The sequence below is a fragment of the Roseibium sp. JB4-4 genome (assembly GCF_055693425.1).
Genome location: NZ_CM146333.1, coordinates 206,679 through 223,292, shown reverse-complemented (window position 1 = coordinate 223,292; position 16,614 = coordinate 206,679). Strand labels below are relative to the sequence as shown.

General features: G+C 55.5%; 15 protein-coding genes. All 15 read right to left on the bottom strand.

The window, feature by feature from the left end:
* Positions 1-81: 81 nt before the first annotated feature.
* On the bottom strand, positions 82-1,410 hold the full coding sequence (gene proS / locus ACZ1HV_RS01105) for a proline--tRNA ligase (RefSeq protein ID WP_298961697.1): 1,329 nt from the start codon (positions 1,408-1,410) through the stop codon (positions 82-84).
* A 626-nt stretch (positions 1,411-2,036) separates the two neighbouring features.
* Positions 2,037-2,327 (bottom strand): DUF1467 family protein, encoded by a 291-nt coding sequence (locus ACZ1HV_RS01100; protein ID WP_298820523.1) that lies wholly within the window; start codon positions 2,325-2,327, stop codon positions 2,037-2,039.
* A 4-nt stretch (positions 2,328-2,331) separates the two neighbouring features.
* The gene (gene mce / locus ACZ1HV_RS01095) at positions 2,332-2,736 is read right to left on the bottom strand and encodes a methylmalonyl-CoA epimerase (protein WP_152504287.1); all 405 of its coding nucleotides are present in this window, start codon (positions 2,734-2,736) and stop codon (positions 2,332-2,334) included.
* A 46-nt stretch (positions 2,737-2,782) separates the two neighbouring features.
* On the bottom strand, positions 2,783-4,462 hold the full coding sequence (locus ACZ1HV_RS01090; protein ID WP_472717050.1) for a ribonuclease J: 1,680 nt from the start codon (positions 4,460-4,462) through the stop codon (positions 2,783-2,785).
* 45 nt (positions 4,463-4,507) lie between these two features.
* Complete coding sequence (locus ACZ1HV_RS01085) at positions 4,508-5,263, bottom strand: biotin--[acetyl-CoA-carboxylase] ligase (protein WP_472717049.1); 756 nt, start codon at positions 5,261-5,263, stop codon at positions 4,508-4,510.
* Positions 5,264-5,286: 23 nt separating this feature from the next.
* Positions 5,287-6,726: an NADH-quinone oxidoreductase subunit NuoN gene (gene nuoN, locus ACZ1HV_RS01080; protein ID WP_298820515.1), complete on the bottom strand. Its 1,440-nt coding sequence runs from the start codon at positions 6,724-6,726 to the stop codon at positions 5,287-5,289.
* Positions 6,727-6,749: 23 nt separating this feature from the next.
* On the bottom strand, positions 6,750-8,279 hold the full coding sequence (locus ACZ1HV_RS01075) for an NADH-quinone oxidoreductase subunit M (RefSeq protein ID WP_298985940.1): 1,530 nt from the start codon (positions 8,277-8,279) through the stop codon (positions 6,750-6,752).
* Entirely contained in the window at positions 8,279-10,288 is a 2,010-nt protein-coding gene (gene nuoL / locus ACZ1HV_RS01070) for an NADH-quinone oxidoreductase subunit L (RefSeq protein ID WP_472717048.1), read from the bottom strand. Before nuoL ends, ACZ1HV_RS01075 begins: the two co-directional genes overlap by 1 nt.
* 6 nt (positions 10,289-10,294) lie before the next feature.
* Positions 10,295-10,603, bottom strand: a complete 309-nt coding sequence (gene nuoK / locus ACZ1HV_RS01065; RefSeq protein ID WP_094070939.1) for an NADH-quinone oxidoreductase subunit NuoK — start codon at positions 10,601-10,603, stop codon at positions 10,295-10,297.
* A gap of 96 nt (positions 10,604-10,699) precedes the next feature.
* Positions 10,700-11,314 (bottom strand): NADH-quinone oxidoreductase subunit J, encoded by a 615-nt coding sequence (locus tag ACZ1HV_RS01060; protein ID WP_298820506.1) that lies wholly within the window; start codon positions 11,312-11,314, stop codon positions 10,700-10,702.
* 90 nt (positions 11,315-11,404) lie between these two features.
* On the bottom strand, positions 11,405-11,893 hold the full coding sequence (nuoI, locus tag ACZ1HV_RS01055; protein WP_298820505.1) for an NADH-quinone oxidoreductase subunit NuoI: 489 nt from the start codon (positions 11,891-11,893) through the stop codon (positions 11,405-11,407).
* A gap of 20 nt (positions 11,894-11,913) precedes the next feature.
* Positions 11,914-12,150: a hypothetical protein gene (locus ACZ1HV_RS01050; RefSeq protein ID WP_298820503.1), complete on the bottom strand. Its 237-nt coding sequence runs from the start codon at positions 12,148-12,150 to the stop codon at positions 11,914-11,916.
* Positions 12,147-13,205: an NADH-quinone oxidoreductase subunit NuoH gene (gene nuoH, locus ACZ1HV_RS01045; RefSeq protein ID WP_298820501.1), complete on the bottom strand. Its 1,059-nt coding sequence runs from the start codon at positions 13,203-13,205 to the stop codon at positions 12,147-12,149. The genes ACZ1HV_RS01050 and nuoH overlap by 4 nt, the downstream gene beginning before the upstream one ends.
* Positions 13,206-13,221: 16 nt before the next feature.
* Positions 13,222-15,285, bottom strand: a complete 2,064-nt coding sequence (nuoG, locus tag ACZ1HV_RS01040) for an NADH-quinone oxidoreductase subunit NuoG (protein WP_298820499.1) — start codon at positions 15,283-15,285, stop codon at positions 13,222-13,224.
* A 26-nt stretch (positions 15,286-15,311) separates the two neighbouring features.
* Positions 15,312-16,613, bottom strand: coding sequence for an NADH-quinone oxidoreductase subunit NuoF (gene nuoF, locus ACZ1HV_RS01035; RefSeq protein ID WP_472717047.1), 1,302 nt, complete (start codon positions 16,611-16,613; stop codon positions 15,312-15,314).
* Position 16,614: the final 1 nt, after the last annotated feature.

The window sequence follows — 16,614 nt, the reverse complement described above, 5'->3', positions numbered from 1 at the left end:
CGCCCCAGAGCTATCGAAAAAGCCCGTCTAGCCGCAGCGAACCGCAGCCGAATCCCCACCACGGAGGATCACCGGACTTAATCAGTCCGTCAATGCCGCCGTCAGCTTGTTCAAGGCCGCTTCGGGGGAAAGCATCTCCTTTTCCCCAGTTGCGCGGTCCTTGACCTCCAAAAGACCGTCTTTCAGGCCACGAGGACCGGCAACGACCTGATACGGTAAGCCGATCAAATCCATGGTTGCGAATTTCGCACCAGCGCGCGTGTCCCTATCGTCGTAGAGAACTTCAATGCCAGCCGCCTCAAGCTTGGCATAGAGATCTTCCGACGCCGTGTCCGTCACTGAATCGCCCGGCTTAAGGTTCACCAGCCCGACATGGAACGGCGCGACAGACTTTGGCCAAATGATTCCATTCTCGTCATGATTGGCTTCGATCAAGGCGCCAAGAAGGCGGGAAACGCCAACACCATAGGATCCCATATGCACGGGAACTTCCGTCCCTTCCGCAGTGGCAACCTTCGCCCCCATCGCCTCGGAATACTTGGTGCCGAAATAGAAGATGTGACCGACTTCAATCCCGCGTGCTGATACTTTCGCGTCGTCGGGCAATGCATCGAAAGCGGCAGCATCATGCATTTCGTCGGTTGCCGCGTAAGGTGTCGTCCAACCGGTTACCAAGGGGGTCAGGTCTGAATAGAAGTCCGTGTCTTCTGAGGGTATCGGCATTTCAAGCAGCGACTTGTCGCAGAAGACTTCGCTTTCGCCGGTGTCTGCCAGAATGATGAATTCGTGGCTCATATCGCCACCGATCGGCCCCGTGTCCGCTTTCATCGGGATCGCCTTCAGGCCCATGCGATCGAATGTGCGCAAATAAGCGACGAACATGCGGTTATAGGCGTGCCGGGCCCCTTCCTTGTCCAGATCAAAGGAATAAGCATCTTTCATCAGAAATTCACGGCCGCGCATCACGCCAAATCGCGGACGAACCTCGTCACGGAATTTCCACTGAATATGGTAGAGGTTCAGCGGCAGATCCTTGTAGGAACGCACGTATCCGCGGAAGATATCGGTAATCATTTCCTCATTGGTTGGCCCGAAAAGCATATCCCGCTCGTGACGGTCGGTAATGCGCAGCATTTCCTTGCCATAGGCGTCATAGCGCCCGCTTTCGCGCCACAGATCAGCGGACTGGATTGTCGGCATCAGCAGTTGAACCGCCCCGGCCCGCGCCTGTTCTTCTTCGACAATTCGCTCAATCTTGCGCAAAACCTTGTGGCCGAGTGGCAGCCAGGAATAGATCCCTGCGGATTGCTGTCGAATCATGCCCGCGCGCAACATCAGCCTGTGGGACACGATTTCTGCTTCCTTGGGCGTTTCCTTCAGGATGGGCAGGAAATAACGGGAAAGACGCATGAAAGTTCTCTCAATTTCTGGCAGTGCCTGTTTGGTGCGCAGTCAAAGCGCATGCGGAAGGCAAAAACAAGCCCTTTACTTGGGCACCGACGGCTTTCGCATTTTTTCGCCCGAAAATCATCAAAATTGACTGAATACCAGCAGTTTTGCCGGCTTAGTTTTGCGCCTTGAAAATCCTGACCAAATGTTCAAATACAAGGTTCAAAAATAGACAAGCAAAAATATTCATCTCCGCACGACAAATAGGTGACAAACTGCAAACAATGGGCTACGTTCCGTTCCCATAACAAAAAGATGCCTCGGCAGAAATGCTAAGAAGCTCAAGGACATCGCGGTCTGAGTCTTGGGAGGAAGGACCCTCAGGCGCGCCATTCGGTACGCAGCCACCCAACCAGGTTGTTATCCCAACCGGTAAGGGAAAAGGGTCAGTTTAGACGCGGAACTTTTTTAAGGCAGAGCTTGGCTCTGCCTTTTTTCTTTTATTCAGGCCATTTCCAAATTTTCAGCGGCCAAGGTTTTGTCATCAAATTGCCTAGCTCCAAATTAGGTAGAACTAATACCAACCTCAACAGATAAGAACCTTTTCGAATGGGTTCACATTTGTTGAGGTTGGTATAAGGCGCTGATCAGCTGCCCGGCTGGCTGTAGCTGGCTCCCGGTGGCTTGAAAAACGGAATATCGTCCAATCCGAAACCTTGGGCCCGCAATGAGACGTAAGCCGAAAATACAAGCGTGGTGATAACCGTCGTTAGAACGATCACCTTGAGGAACTTCGGTCTGTCCGGGGCACTTGGCTCAGAACCTGGAACCACATCCCCTGCTTCTTCTTGCGTGCGGTGCAATCCAAAAGGCAGGATTGCAAACAGAATGATCCACCACAGCATGAAAAACACTGCCATGCCAAACGCCACGGACATCGCCTTACGCCTCTTCCAGTTCCGTTAAAGTTCCAAGGAAGTCCTTTGGGTGCAGAAACAACACAGGCTTCCCGTGGGCCCCAATCTTTGGTTCCCCATCACCCAGTACACGGGCCCCGTCCGCCAACAGCTTGTCACGCGCTGCAATGATGTCGTCCACCTCGTAGCAAACATGATGAATGCCACCGGACGCATTCTTTTCGAGAAATTTCGCAATCGGAGAATTGTCCCCGAGCGGTTCGAGCAGTTCGATCTTCGTGTTCGGCAGGTTGATGAACACCGTGCTGACACCATGATCAGGCTGTTCTTCTTTCGCAGAGACCTCAGCACCAAGCGTGTCCCGATAAACCGCAGTCGCGGCATCAATGTCCGAAACCGCGATGGCGACATGGTTGAGCCGACCAATCATTCGAATTCCTTCCCAAATAGAAACGGCCCTGTATGGCCGCCAATGACTATAGTTGGGTCACCACCACCTTGCAGAGCGTCTTTTTGCCCCAGACATCCAGGATCTGAGAGCGTGCGGCTTTTCGAGCTGCCTCGCCTACCAGATCCTTGTCTTTGCGCCTTCCCTTCGGGATGCTCGTCACGGCACCAATGATCGCCTTGGCGACGATGTCCTCCATCGGCTCTCCGTCGTCATCCGTGTCCGGCAACCCCAGAAGGGTGATATGCGGATCGTCCAAGAGGTCACCTGATCGGTTCACAACAAGGGCAATAACGGCAGCGCCAGCGTAAGACAGTTTGCGCCTCTCGCGCACACCGGTAACTTCCGGATCATCCAGTATGGTACCGTCCTTCACCAGGATACCGGATGGTGCTTCGTCGATTACCGCTGCTTTTCCTGCAACAAGGCGGATGATGTCCCCGTTCTTGCCGCGCACGACTTCCGGAACGCCCTGTTCCTTTGCAAACGCGGCATGCGCTGCAAGATGCAACGGTTCACCATGCACGGGAAGCACGACTTTCGGCTTTATCATCTTGTAGAGTTGCTCAAGCTCACCACGTCGCGGATGTCCCGAGACATGCACAAGCGCGTCTCTGTCGGTGACGATCTCGACATCCTTGTCTGCAAGATTGTTCATTACCTCGCCGACCGCCTTCTCGTTGCCTGGTATCGTTCGTGAAGAAAAGATCACCGTGTCTCCCTTGGACAAGGCAATATTGCGATGATCACCTGAGGCAATCCGGGCAAGCGCAGCTCGGCTCTCCCCTTGTGAGCCGGTGCACAGAAGCACGACTTTTTCACGCGGCAAATAGCCATATGCTTCCTCATCATGAAAGGGTTTCAGGCCTTCCAGATATCCCAGTTCACCGGCAACATCGATCACCCGGTGCATGGAACGGCCGACAACGACGACATCGCGATCGTTTGCAGCTGCTGCTTCGGAAACTGCACGAATACGGGCAACATTCGAAGCGAATGTAGTGACCGCAATCCGCTTGCCAGCCTTCGCCATCACCGTTTTCAATTCTTCAGCGACATCGGCTTCGCTTGGGCTGACCCCGTCCCGGACCGCATTTGTGCTGTCACAGACAATAGCCATGACCCCCTCACGTCCAAGCTCAGCCAACCGATCCATGTCGATCGGAAGTCCAACGCCGGGCGTCGGGTCTATTTTCCAATCGCCTGTATGTAGAACGAGGCCGGCAGGTGTTCGGATTGCCAGAGCACACGGCTCAGGGATTGAGTGCGCCATCGCGACGAATTCAACGTCGAACGGTCCGATCTTGTGCCGCTCACCTTGTTTGACGACGGTCACCGGAACTTCTTCTTCAAGCGTTTCGCTTTCCGACTTGGCAGCAAGCAACCCCGCGGTGAAGGCCGTCGCATAGACCGGCACCTTCAGGTAGGGCCAAAGGTGCAGGATAGCTCCATAGTGATCTTCGTGCGCATGGGTGATCACCATGCCGGCAATGTTGTCGACCTCGTCCTCCAGGAATTTGATATCCGGTACGACAACGTCAATTCCAGGCAAATCAGGCCCGGCAAAACTGACGCCGCAGTCGACAATCAGCCACGTCCGGTCACCATCCGGACCAAAGCCGTAAAGGCCGAGATTCATTCCAATTTCGCCGACACCACCAAGTGGCAGAAAAACGATTTCATTTTCATTCAAATTGGCCGAAGCCATTGAGTGCTCCTTCAGAACTTGCTGCCGGCTGACGTCATTCGGCTCTCAGCCGGGTAAAAACACGTCACCCGCAAAAATGGTGCGCTGGCGACCATCATCCTGGCGAAGAACCAGGTGACCGCGCGCATCCAAATCGGCAAAAATGCCGGTAATTTCTTCCTGGCCCAGTTTGACCGTGATCCGATTGCCCAGATGCGCAGCGCGCTTCAGCCACGCCCTGCGAATGGTTTCAAAACCGCCAGTCTGCCGCCAATGCGCCAATTGATCCGCCATGGCGCTCGTCAGCGTTTCAAACAGCCTCTCAGCTGAGACTTGAAAGCCCAGACTTCGCAAATCCGTCGCCTGATATAGCGATAGTGGCGGATGGGAAACACAGTTCACACCAAAGCCGAGTACAACTGCCTGTCGACCGTCGCTTAGTGTTTCCGCCTCCAGCAGAATGCCAGATAGTTTTGCCCCTTCGACCAAGAGATCATTTGGCCATTTCAGTTTTACCAGTTGCAGCGTACCGGCAGCTTTGTCAACGGCTTCCGCCAGAGCAACCGCTGCTGCGAGTGGCAATTCTCCAATCCTTGCTGCAGGCTCAGGATTTATCAGCAAAAGACTGGCAAATAGGTTGCCGCCCGGTGATGCCCAATCCCGTCCGCGTCGGCCTCTGCCTTCCGTCTGGATTTCCGATCTGATCCAAAGGTTTCCAGGACTTCCTGAACGTGCCCGCTCAAAACAAAGACTGTTTGTCGACCCGACGCTTTCATGGGCTTCAAAGCGAAAATCCGGCACACCTGGCGCCGGATGTTCCATTCTCGAATTGCTCATATGTCCGATCAGAACAGCGACTGTGCCGCAGCACTTGCCGCGTTGACGACCTGACCTGGTGCCAGCCAGAAGAAGATAACGAAGATGCTGGACAGACCAAGCACCACACGAAGCTCCATCGGCATCGCTTCAAAGCGTTCCACGGGTTCGTCAAAGAACATAACTTTGACGATACGAAGGTAATAGTAAGCACCGACAACCGACATCAGAACGCCGATCACCGCCAAAGGATAAAGCCCTGCTTCAACGGCAGCCACGAAGACATACCACTTGCCGAAAAACCCGACGAGCGGGGGAATCCCTGCCAGGGAGAACATTAGCAAGCCAAGCAAGATCGCCATTGGCAGATTGGTCTGGGAAAGACCCGAAAGATCATCGATTTCTTCAACCATGCCGTCCCTGCGGCGCATGGACAAGATGCAGGCAAAAACACCAAGGGTCATGCCAAGGTAGGCCATCATATAGAAGATCACACCCTCTACGCCGGTCTGTGTACCTGCTGCCAGTCCCACAAGGGCATAGCCCATATGGCCGATTGAGGAATATGCCATCAGTCGTTTCAGGTTGCGTTGCCCGATCGCCGCAAATGCCCCGAGCGCCATCGACGCAATCGATACGAAGACGATCACTTGTTGCCAGTCGCTGGTGACCGGATGGAATGCCTCGATCACGATCCGCACCAGCATACCCATGGCAGCAACCTTGGGAGCTGCGGCAAGGAAAGCGGTGACCGGCGTCGGCGCACCTTCGTAGACGTCCGGCGTCCACATGTGGAACGGAACGGCTGAAATCTTGAACGCGAGTCCAGCAAGAATAAACGTCAGACCGATGACAAGGCCGATGGATGCGCCTTCATGGGTCAAGGCTTCCGCAATGCCTGCGAACGACACTTGCCCGGTGAAACCGTAAACGAGCGACATCCCGTAAAGCAACATGCCGGAGGACAACGCGCCGAGGACAAAATACTTAAGACCGGCTTCCGTGGAGCGAACGCTGTCACGATTGATCGCTGCGACGACATAGAGCGACAAACTCTGAAGCTCGAGGCCGAGGTAAAGTGCGATCATGTCGTTTGCCGACAGCATCAGCATCATGCCGAGCGTCGCCATGACGATCAGGATTGGATACTCGAAATGGTCGAACGACTGGCTTTTGGCATAAGCCCAGGACATCGCAATTGCAAAGAACGATCCCGCCATGACCAGAAGCTTGAGCAGATGCGCGAATTCGTCCAGAACGAATGAGCCGCCGAAGGTTTCTCCGAAGGACGGCACCAGCAAAAGCACCAGGAAGGCACCGCCGAGCAAGCCCATGGCACCGCCGAATATGGCGTAGCTGACACCTTTGCCGCCAAAGGCACCGATCATCAAAAGCACCATTGCTCCGAGGGCCAGGATGATCTCCGGCAGGACCGGCATGAGATCTGGCAGTTGGGTCACGTCTGACATAGCTCTGTCTCGTCCTCGAAACCTTAGTGGGCAACCGCAGCGGCCGCTGCGTGCTGGGTGACGCCGGCAGCATCAAGTGCAGCGCTATACTGATTGATGAGATTATCGACCGCGCCCTGGGTAACATCCAGGATGGCCATCGGGTAGAAGCCGAAGAAGATCGTCAGGACAACCATCGGGATCAGGATTGCCTTTTCCCGAAGGTTGAGATCAAGCATCGACTTGAGGCTCTCCTTCTCGAGCGCGCCGAACACAACGCGCCGATAGAGGTAAAGCGCATAGACCGCCGACAGGATCACGCCTGTTGTGGCAAACATCGCTACCCAGGTGTTGACCTGGAAGGCTCCCATCAAGGTCAGTATCTCACCGACAAAGCCCGATGTTCCGGGAAGGCCCACATTGGCCATCGTGAAGATCAGGAAAGCGACCGCATATTTCGGCATCCGGTTGACCAGACCGCCATAGGCGGAGATCTCACGCGTGTGCATCCGGTCGTAGATCACGCCGACGCACAGGAAAAGCGCGCCCGAGACAATGCCGTGCGAAAGCATCTGGAAGATGCCGCCTTGAACGCCTTGCTCAGTCATCGTGAAAATTCCCATGGTCACGTAGCCCATGTGAGCGACGGACGAATAGGCAATCAGCTTCTTGATGTCTTCCTGGGCCAAGGCCACCAGCGACGTATAAATGATCGCGACCACTGAAAGCGTGTAGATCATCGGTGCAAACATGTCCGAGGCGATCGGGAACATCGGCAGCGAGAAGCGCAGAAAGCCGTAACCGCCAAGCTTCAGCAGAATGCCGGCCAGGATCACGGACCCGGCCGTCGGGGCCTCCACGTGTGCGTCGGGCAACCAGGTATGCACCGGCCACATCGGCATCTTCACGGCAAAACTTGCAAAGAATGCCAACCAGAGCCAGGTCTGCATATGTGCGGGGAACTTGGACGTTGTGAGCAGTTCCTCGATGCTCGACGTGCCGGCCGTCCAGTACATCGCCATGATCGCGACCAGCATCAGGACAGATCCGAGCAATGTGTAGAGGAAGAACTTGTAGGAAGCGTAGACCCTGCGCGCGCCGCCCCAGACCCCGATGATCAGGAACATCGGGATAAGACCAGCTTCGAAGAACACGTAGAAAACCACCAGATCCAACGCACAGAAAACGCCGATCATAAGTGTTTCCAGCACCAGGAAGGCGATCATGTATTCCTTGACGCGCTTTTGAATGCTTTCCCAGGAGGCCAGAACACAAAATGGCATCAGGAAGGTGGTCAGGATTACGAAAAGCACGGAGATGCCGTCAACACCCATCCGGTAGTTGATGCCACCGCCCAACCAGTCACGGTGTTCCACAAACTGGAAACCGGGATTGTCGTAATCGAAATTCGCCCAGATGAAGAGAGACAACAGGAAGGTGACACCTGTCGTTACCAGCGCGACCATGCGGATGTTTTTCTTGCTGCCTTCATCATCGCCAGAAACCAGCAGGATGAAAAGCACGCCAAGCAGCGGCAAGAATGTTGTGAGTGACAGAATTGGCCAGTCAATCATTAGTGTGCACCCCCGCCGGTGCCAGCACCGGTGAACATCGACCAGGTGATCAGTGCAGCCACCCCGATCAGCATCGCAAATGCATAGTGATAGAGATATCCGGTCTGCAGTCTGACGACCCATGCGGTCACGTTCTGAACCCGGGAGGCAACACCGTTCGGGCCAAACCCGTCAATCACGGTGCCATCACCCTTCTTCCACAGAACGCGGCCAAGCCACATCGCAGGACGGACAAAGAGAAAATCGTAAAGCTCGTCGAAGTACCACTTGTTCAGCAGGAACTTGTAGAGGCCGGAATGACGTTCCGCCAGCTGCTTCGGCATCTCCGGCTTGCGGATATAGAACTGATAGGCAACCAGCAGGCCGAGCACCATCATCACGAACGGTGAAACACGCACCCAGGCAGGCACTTCATGCATGGCATGCAGAACATGGCTGTCGGCAAAGGCCGGCAGCGAACCGTCCCAGAAGGCGTTGTAGGCTTCTTCTGAATAGAAGAACGATCCGTAGAAGACCATGCCGGCCAGAACGGCACCAATCGACAGGATGAACAGCGGAACAGTCATCACGAGCGGCGATTCATGAACGTGCTTCATCACATCGACAGGCGCGCGCGGCTTGCCATGGAATGTCATGAACGTCAGACGCCAGGAATAGAATGATGTGAGCGCTGCAGCGATCACGGTCAGCCAAAAGCCGTAAAGCGCCATCGGATTGGCATGTTCCCCGCCGGACGCTGCAAATGCAGCCTCGATGATGCCATCCTTGGAGACAAACCCGGCAAAACCCAGATGGGTGAAGGGAATTCCGACACCCGTGAGCGCCAGAGTTCCAATCATCATCGTCCAATAGGTGATCGGAATGTGCTTCCGAAGTCCGCCCATCTTGCGCATATCCTGCTCATCGCTGACGGCGTGGATCACCGAACCGGCGCAAAGGAACAATAGCGCCTTGAAAAAAGCGTGTGTGAACAGATGGAAGATACCGATGGAATAAGCCCCGACACCAAGCGCAACAAACATGTATCCAAGTTGCGAACAGGTCGAATAGGCAATCACGCGCTTGATATCGTTCTGGACAAGACCAACCGTTGCGGCAAAGAAAGCCGTCGTCGCGCCGAAGAACACAATCACCATCAACGCGGTGTCAGACAGTTCCATCAGTGGAGACAGGCGCGCCACCATGAAGACACCTGCCGTTACCATGGTCGCAGCGTGAATAAGCGCGGAAACCGGTGTCGGGCCTTCCATCGCATCCGGTAGCCATGTGTGAAGCAGAAACTGCGCGGACTTGCCCATAGCGCCCATGAACAGCAGCAGGCAGATCACGGTCATCGCAGCTTGCGCATCAAGATGATAACCGAGGAATGACATGACCTCGCCTTGCCCCTCGATAAAGGACGGCGCGTCATTGAAGATCGTTGTGAAGTCGATGCTCTGAAAAATGTAGAAGACACCGAAGATACCAAGCGCAAAACCGAAGTCGCCGACACGGTTGACGACGAAAGCCTTGATGGCGGCAGCATTGGCAGAAGGTTTTTTGTACCAGAACCCAATCAGCAGATAAGATGCAAGACCCACGCCTTCCCAACCGAAGAACATCTGCAGCAGATTGTCCGCTGTCACCAGCGACAGCATGGCAAAGGTAAAGAGCGACAAGTAGGCGAAAAACCGCGGCCGATGCGGATCATGATGCATGTAGCCGATGGAATAGACATGCACCAGGGCCGAGACCGTGGTCACCACAACCAACATGACCGCAGTCAGCGTATCCACTCTGATGGACCAGGATACTTTCAGATCACCGGCGTTGATCCAGCGGAAAAGCTCGACGATTTCCAGTTGCGCGCCGCCAAGCCAAAAACCGAAAAAGACGATCCATGACAGCAGTGCCGCGATTATCAGAAAACCGCTGGTAATGTACTCGCTGGCTTTTGCGCCGATTGCGCGGCCGAAGAGACCGGCGATCAGGAAGCCGAGCAGCGGCAGGAACAGAATTGCGGAATACATCGGTTCCTAACCTTTCATCACGTTGACGTCTTCCACGGCGATAGAGCCGCGGTTCCGGTGGAAGACCACCAGGATCGCCAGACCGATTGCCGCTTCGGCAGCAGCCACGGTGAGAACCAGCATAGTAAAGACCTGCCCCATCATGTCGCCGAGGAACGACGAAAAGGCGACAAAGTTGATGTTCACCGACAGCAGCAGCAGCTCGATGGACATCAAGATGACAATCACGTTTTTCCTGTTCAGGAAGATCCCGAAAATCCCGATTGTGAACAGGATCGCCGCGACCGACAGATAGTGCGACAGACCGATTTCCATGGGCGCCTCGCCGTGCTCCCCTCGATTACCCCAACCAGAAACCGCACGGAGGAGCGTGCTGGTTTCCGGACATTCTCTTGTGACGCGAGTTACGCGTCAGATGCCTTTGCCAGGCTCAACTTTCCGTACCTCAATGGCGGTTTCTCGGTTCCGCGCCACCTGATCCGGAATGCTCTGGCGTTTGACATTTGGCTTGTGACGCAATGTCAGAACGATTGCCCCGATCATTGCCACAAGCAGGACCAGGCCCGCGACCTGGAAGAAATAGATGTACTTCGTGTAAAGCACCGAGCCGAGTGCTTCGATATTGCTCATTTGGCTCAAGGCAGGGGTCGGCTCGGATCCGTGCCCCAAAATCTCGGGCGCGATGATCCATGCACCCACACCCATCAGAAGCTCAACCATCAGGATAAGTCCGACCAGCGCCCCGACGGGCAGATACTGCAGGAAACCCTGGCGCAACTCGACGAAGTCGACATCGAGCATCATCACAACGAAGAGGAACAGAACTGCGACCGCCCCCACATAGACAACCACCAGCAGCAACGCCAGATATTCAGCGCCCAGCAAAATGAACAGACCAGCAGAATTCACAAAGGCCAGGATCAGAAACAGAACCGACGTCACCGGATTTCGGGACGCGATCACCATGAATGCTGACGCCACTGTGACGCCGGCAAACAGGTAGAAAAAGAGGGCTTTCAGGATCATTTCAAAGACCTGCCTGTGGTGTGGCCTTTCGGCCGGAAATGCGGAGCCCGGCCGGATTGCCGGGCGAATAACGGTATGTGCGGTTAGCTCCTAGCGGTAAGGAGCGTCCATTTCAATGTTGCGAGCGATTTCGCGCTCCCAACGGTCACCGTTGGCGAGAAGCTTTTCCTTGTCATAGTAGAGCTCTTCGCGCGTTTCCGTTGCGAATTCGAAATTCGGTCCTTCGACGATCGCATCCACCGGACAGGCTTCCTGGCAGAAGCCACAATAGATACACTTGACCATGTCGATGTCGTAACGCGTCGTCCGGCGCGTTCCGTCGTTGCGACGCGGACCCGCTTCGATCGTTATGGCCTGAGCCGGGCAGATCGCTTCACAAAGTTTGCAGGCAATGCACCGTTCCTCGCCATTCGGATATCGGCGCAGAGCGTGCTCCCCTCGGAAACGCGGGCTGATTGGCCCCTTCTCGAAAGGGTAATTGATCGTCGGCTTCGGCTTGAAGAAGTAACGCATTGCCAGAATGAAGGCAGACACGAACTCCTGCAGAAACAGCGATTTGACGGATTGACTAAGTCCCATCGCTTTTTGCCTCTCTTTCCTCAACCTGCCAGCGCGCTGGCGGCCCAATACCCGACGATCGGGAAGCCGATCACCGGAACACCAAAAATCAGAGCGCCCAAAAGCGCCTTGTACTTTGCAACAGCGCCACCGTCGCCGCCGGCTTGTCTGTTTTTCGTCTCGCTCGCCTGAAGTATGCCCTTCAGGATCTTCCAATCGAGCCAGCCGATGTAAAGTCCAACAGCGGCACCGACAAGGCCGGCGATCGAGATACTCACGCTGCGCCCGGTGCCCAGCCCATGACCATCAATACAGCGGCGACAACAACAACCATCGCCAAAGACAGCGGCAGGAACACTTTCCAACCCAGACGCATCAACTGGTCATAGCGGTAACGCGGCACCATTGCCTTCACCATAGCGAACATGAAGAAGCCCAGCAGACACTTCAAAATGAACCAGACGACGCCTGGTACCCACGTGAACGGGGCAAAATCCAACGGCGGAAGCCAGCCCCCCATGAAGAAGATGGTCATCAAAGCGCACATCAGACAGATCGCGACATATTCACCAAGCATGAACATCATGTACGGGGTGGAGCCATATTCAACCATGAAGCCGGCAACAAGCTCCGATTCTGCTTCAGCAAGATCGAACGGAGGCCGGTTGGTTTCAGCAAGGGCGGAGATGAAGAAGACGACGAACATCGGGAACAGCGGCAGCCAATACCAGTTCAGGAAAGACAGCCAAGGCACGCCCAGCATGGTCGCCAGGCCAGTCTCCTGTGCATGAACGATACCAGACAGGTTCAACGTTCCGGCGCACAAGAGGACGGTGACAATGACAAAGCCGATAGAAACTTCGTATGAGACCATTTGCGCGGCCGAGCGCAGCGCAGACAGGAATGGATACTTGGAGTTGGATGCCCACCCGCCAATGATAACGCCGTAAACCTCAAGTGAAGACACGGCAAAGACGAATAGCACGCCAATATTGATGTTGGCGATTACCCACCCATCGGCCACCGGTATCACCGACCAGGCGGCAAGTGCCAGAAGTACGGAAACGAGCGGTGCCAGCAGAAACAGAATCTTGTTCGATCCTGCCGGAATAACCGGCTCCTTCAGCACGAATTTGAGAAGGTCGGCGAAACTCTGAAACAGTCCCCAGGGTCCGACAACATTCGGACCGCGGCGAATTTGCACGGCTGCCCAGATTTTCCGGTCCGCGTATAGAACGTAGGCAACAATCACCAGAAGCACGACCATCAGCAGAACGCTCTGGAATGCCATCCAGAGGAACGGCCAACCGTAGGTCGTCATGAACTCAGCCATATCGGTCCCCTGCCCCTTATTCAGCAGCTTCTGCCGCTCGCGTTATTGCGAGCGCCGAACACTCGGCCATCACCTTGGAGGCACGCGCGATCGGGTTGGTCAGATAAAAGTCCCGGATCTGATTGGCAAATCCGGCACCATCCATTTTGGCCTTGGCGTTGGCCAGCTTCTGAAGACCGGCGGCATCGCCTTCTTCAATCGTGTCGATACTCGCCATATGCGGCACAGCCTCAAACAGTTTTGCGCGCAATTCGCTCAGCGAATCGAACTCAAGCGTCTGGCCAAGATGCCCGGAAAGCGCCCGCAGTATCGCCCAGTCTTCTCGTGCATCACCGGGAGGGAATGCGGCTCTATCGGCGAGCTGAACACGTCCTTCGGTATTCACATAGATCGCGGACTTTTCAGTATAGGCCGCGCCAGGCAGGATCACGTCCGCACGATGCGCTCCGCGGTCGCCATGTGTGCCCTGATAGACAACGAATGCACCTTCGGGAACTTCAACTTCGTCGACACCCAGCAGGAACAGAACATCCATCGCGTCCTGCTCGAGCATTCCACCCGTATCCTTGCCACCTTCTCCAGGAACAAAACCAAGATCCAATGCGCCGACCTGGGAGGCTTCAGTGTGCAAGATATTGAGGCCGTTCCAGCCGTCCTTGATCACACCGAGCGACTTGGCGGCAGCAACGATGTTGGCAAAGACAGCCTCGCCGTCCGGCCGATTGAGAGCGCCCTGTCCAACAATGAAAATCGGGCGTTCAGCATTTGCTGGCGCATGATCGACGAATTGTTTCAGGCTTTCGGGTCCCGCACCAAGATAGGTCACCGGGTAGGTCAGATCCGCATTTTCGCCGATCAACCCGATATTGACGTTGCCCTGGGACCAACGCTTGCGGATGCGGGCGTTCAGAACCGGTGCTTCCTGACGCGGATTGGTGCCGATCAGCATGATCGCATCAGCTTCTTCAATCCCCTGAATCGTGGAATTGAAAATATAGCTGGCTCGTCCGTTCTTTGGATGCAGCGGTGACCCCGGGAAACGGCTGTCGATATTGGCTACACCAAGCTTTTCCATCAGGCTTTTCAGGGCAAACATGTCTTCAACGCCTGCCAGCTGCCCAGCCAGCGATCCAATCCTGTCGGCTGAGGTTGCCTTCACCTTTTCAGCAATGATCTGGAAAGCTTCATTCCAGGAAACCGGCTGCAGTTTGCCGTCCACCTTGGCGTAGGGCCGGTCGAGACGTTGTGTTTTCAAGCCGTCCCAGATGTAGCGCGCCTTGTCGGAAATCCACTCTTCGTTGATCTCTTCGTTCAGGCGCGGCATCACCCGCATGACTTCCTTGCCCCGGGTGTCGACCCGAATGGCCGAGCCGACCGCGTCCATGACGTCGACACTTTCCGTCTTCGTCAATTCCCACGGACGGGCATGAAACTCGTAAGGCTTGTGCGTAAGCGCTCCAACCGGACAGAGATCGGCAACATTGCCCTGCATCTCAGACGAAAGGGCCGCTTCGAGATATGTGGTGATTTCCGCATCCTCGCCGCGGCCAATCAGGCCCATATCCGTTACGCCGCACACCTCGGTCGTGTAACGAACGCAGCGAGTGCAATGGATGCACCGGGTCATGATCGTCTTGATCAGTGGCCCGATTTCCTTGTTCTCAACTGCGCGTTTGTTTTCATGGAAACGGGAGCCATCGACCCCGTAGGCCATCGCCTGATCCTGCAAGTCGCACTCACCGCCCTGGTCGCAGATCGGGCAATCGAGTGGGTGATTGATAAGGAGAAACTCCATCACCCCTTCGCGTGCCTTCTTGACCATTTCCGATTTGGTGTCGACCACAGGGGGCTCGCCGTTCGGACCGGGGCGCAGATCCTTCACGCCCATGGCGCAGGATGCTGTCGGCTTGGGCGGTCCACCCTTCACTTCCACCAGGCACATGCGGCAGTTGCCCGCGATCGACAATCGATCATGGTAACAAAAGCGCGGAACCTCGGCGCCCGCCTCTTCACAGGCCTGAAGCAGCGTGTAGTCCGCCGGGACTTCCACTTCCTTGCCGTCGATGATGAGCTTCGTCATCCGTTGCTCTCCAAATCCCGTTCCGCTTACTCAGCCGCCACCATGGTCGAAGACGACGTCGACTTGGCGACATAGTCGTCGATACGCTGTTCGATGACCGGCCGGAAATTCTTGATCAAACCCTGGATCGGCCACGCGGCCGCATCCCCGAGGGCACAAATGGTGTGGCCTTCGACCTGCTTGGTCACTTTGAACAGCATGTCGATCTCCTCATAGGAAGATTCGCCCTTCACCATGCGTTCCATGACGCGCCACATCCACCCCGTTCCTTCACGGCACGGAGTGCACTGTCCGCAACTCTCATGCTTGTAGAAGTAGGACAGCCTTGCGATCGCCTTGATGATGTCGGTGGACTTGTCCATGACGATCACTGCGGCAGTGCCAAGCCCCGATCCCATGCCACGCAAGGTATCGAAGTCCATGGGCGCTTCCTTGATCTGTTCAGCCGTACAGCACGGCACCGAAGACCCGCCCGGAATGACTGCCAACAGATTATCCCAGCCGCCGCGAATGCCTCCGCAATGCTTGTCGATCATCTCGTCAAAGGGAACGCCAAGTTCTTCTTCGAAAGTCGCCGGTTTATTGACGTGACCGGACACACAGAAAAGCTTGGTGCCAGTGTTGTTCGGACGTCCGAGTGCTGAAAACCAGGCGGCGCCGCGACGCAGGATCGTCGGGGCAACTGCTATCGATTCCACATTGTTCACCGTTGTCGGGCAGCCATAGAGCCCAACATTGGCCGGAAATGGCGGTTTCAGCCTTGGTTGGCCTTTCTTGCCCTCAAGGCTCTCCAGCAGAGCAGTCTCTTCACCACAAATATAGGCGCCGGCCCCATGGTGAACGTAGATATCAAAATCATATCCGTTCTTGTTGTTTTTGCCGATCAGGCCATCGTCATACGCCTGATCGATGGCGGCCTGTAGACGCTCACGTTCCCGGATGAACTCACCGCGCACATAGATGTAAGCGGCAATGGCACCCATTGCGAAACCGGCAACAAGGCAGCCCTCAACAAGAGTATGCGGATCATGCCGGAGTATTTCGCGGTCTTTGCAGGTTCCAGGTTCCGATTCGTCTGCGTTCACAACAAGATAAGCCGGACGTCCATCGGACTCCTTCGGCATGAAGGACCACTTCAATCCGGTTGGGAAACCCGCACCGCCACGACCGCGCAGACCCGAATCTTTCATTTCCTGCACGATCCAGTCACGACCCTTGTCGAGCAGAGCCTTGGTATTGTCCCATTGGCCCCGCTTTTTCGCACCTTGCAGGCCCCAGTCGTGCAAACCGTAGATATTGGTGAAGATCCGATCCTGATCTTTCAGCATC

Excerpts from the sequence above, each read along its gene's own strand:
- ACZ1HV_RS01060 (WP_298820506.1), bottom strand. The coding sequence starts at position 11,314 with ATGATCCTGAAAGCCCTCTTTTTCTACCTGTTTGCCGGCGTCACAGTG.
- nuoN (WP_298820515.1), bottom strand. The coding sequence starts at position 6,726 with ATGTCAGACGTGACCCAACTGCCAGATCTCATGCCGGTCCTGCCGGAG.
- ACZ1HV_RS01100 (WP_298820523.1), bottom strand. The coding sequence starts at position 2,327 with ATGTCCGTGGCGTTTGGCATGGCAGTGTTTTTCATGCTGTGGTGGATC.
- ACZ1HV_RS01090 (WP_472717050.1), bottom strand. The coding sequence starts at position 4,462 with ATGGCTTCGGCCAATTTGAATGAAAATGAAATCGTTTTTCTGCCACTT.
- nuoG (WP_298820499.1), bottom strand. The coding sequence starts at position 15,285 with ATGACGAAGCTCATCATCGACGGCAAGGAAGTGGAAGTCCCGGCGGAC.
- nuoH (WP_298820501.1), bottom strand. The coding sequence starts at position 13,205 with ATGGCTGAGTTCATGACGACCTACGGTTGGCCGTTCCTCTGGATGGCA.
- nuoF (WP_472717047.1), bottom strand. The coding sequence starts at position 16,613 with ATGCTGAAAGATCAGGATCGGATCTTCACCAATATCTACGGTTTGCAC.
- ACZ1HV_RS01075 (WP_298985940.1), bottom strand. The coding sequence starts at position 8,279 with ATGATTGACTGGCCAATTCTGTCACTCACAACATTCTTGCCGCTGCTT.
- nuoI (WP_298820505.1), bottom strand. The coding sequence starts at position 11,893 with ATGGGACTTAGTCAATCCGTCAAATCGCTGTTTCTGCAGGAGTTCGTG.
- mce (WP_152504287.1), bottom strand. The coding sequence starts at position 2,736 with ATGATTGGTCGGCTCAACCATGTCGCCATCGCGGTTTCGGACATTGAT.
- proS (WP_298961697.1), bottom strand. The coding sequence starts at position 1,410 with ATGCGTCTTTCCCGTTATTTCCTGCCCATCCTGAAGGAAACGCCCAAG.
- ACZ1HV_RS01085 (WP_472717049.1), bottom strand. The coding sequence starts at position 5,263 with ATGGAACATCCGGCGCCAGGTGTGCCGGATTTTCGCTTTGAAGCCCAT.
- nuoL (WP_472717048.1), bottom strand. The coding sequence starts at position 10,288 with ATGTATTCCGCAATTCTGTTCCTGCCGCTGCTCGGCTTCCTGATCGCC.
- nuoK (WP_094070939.1), bottom strand. The coding sequence starts at position 10,603 with ATGGAAATCGGTCTGTCGCACTATCTGTCGGTCGCGGCGATCCTGTTC.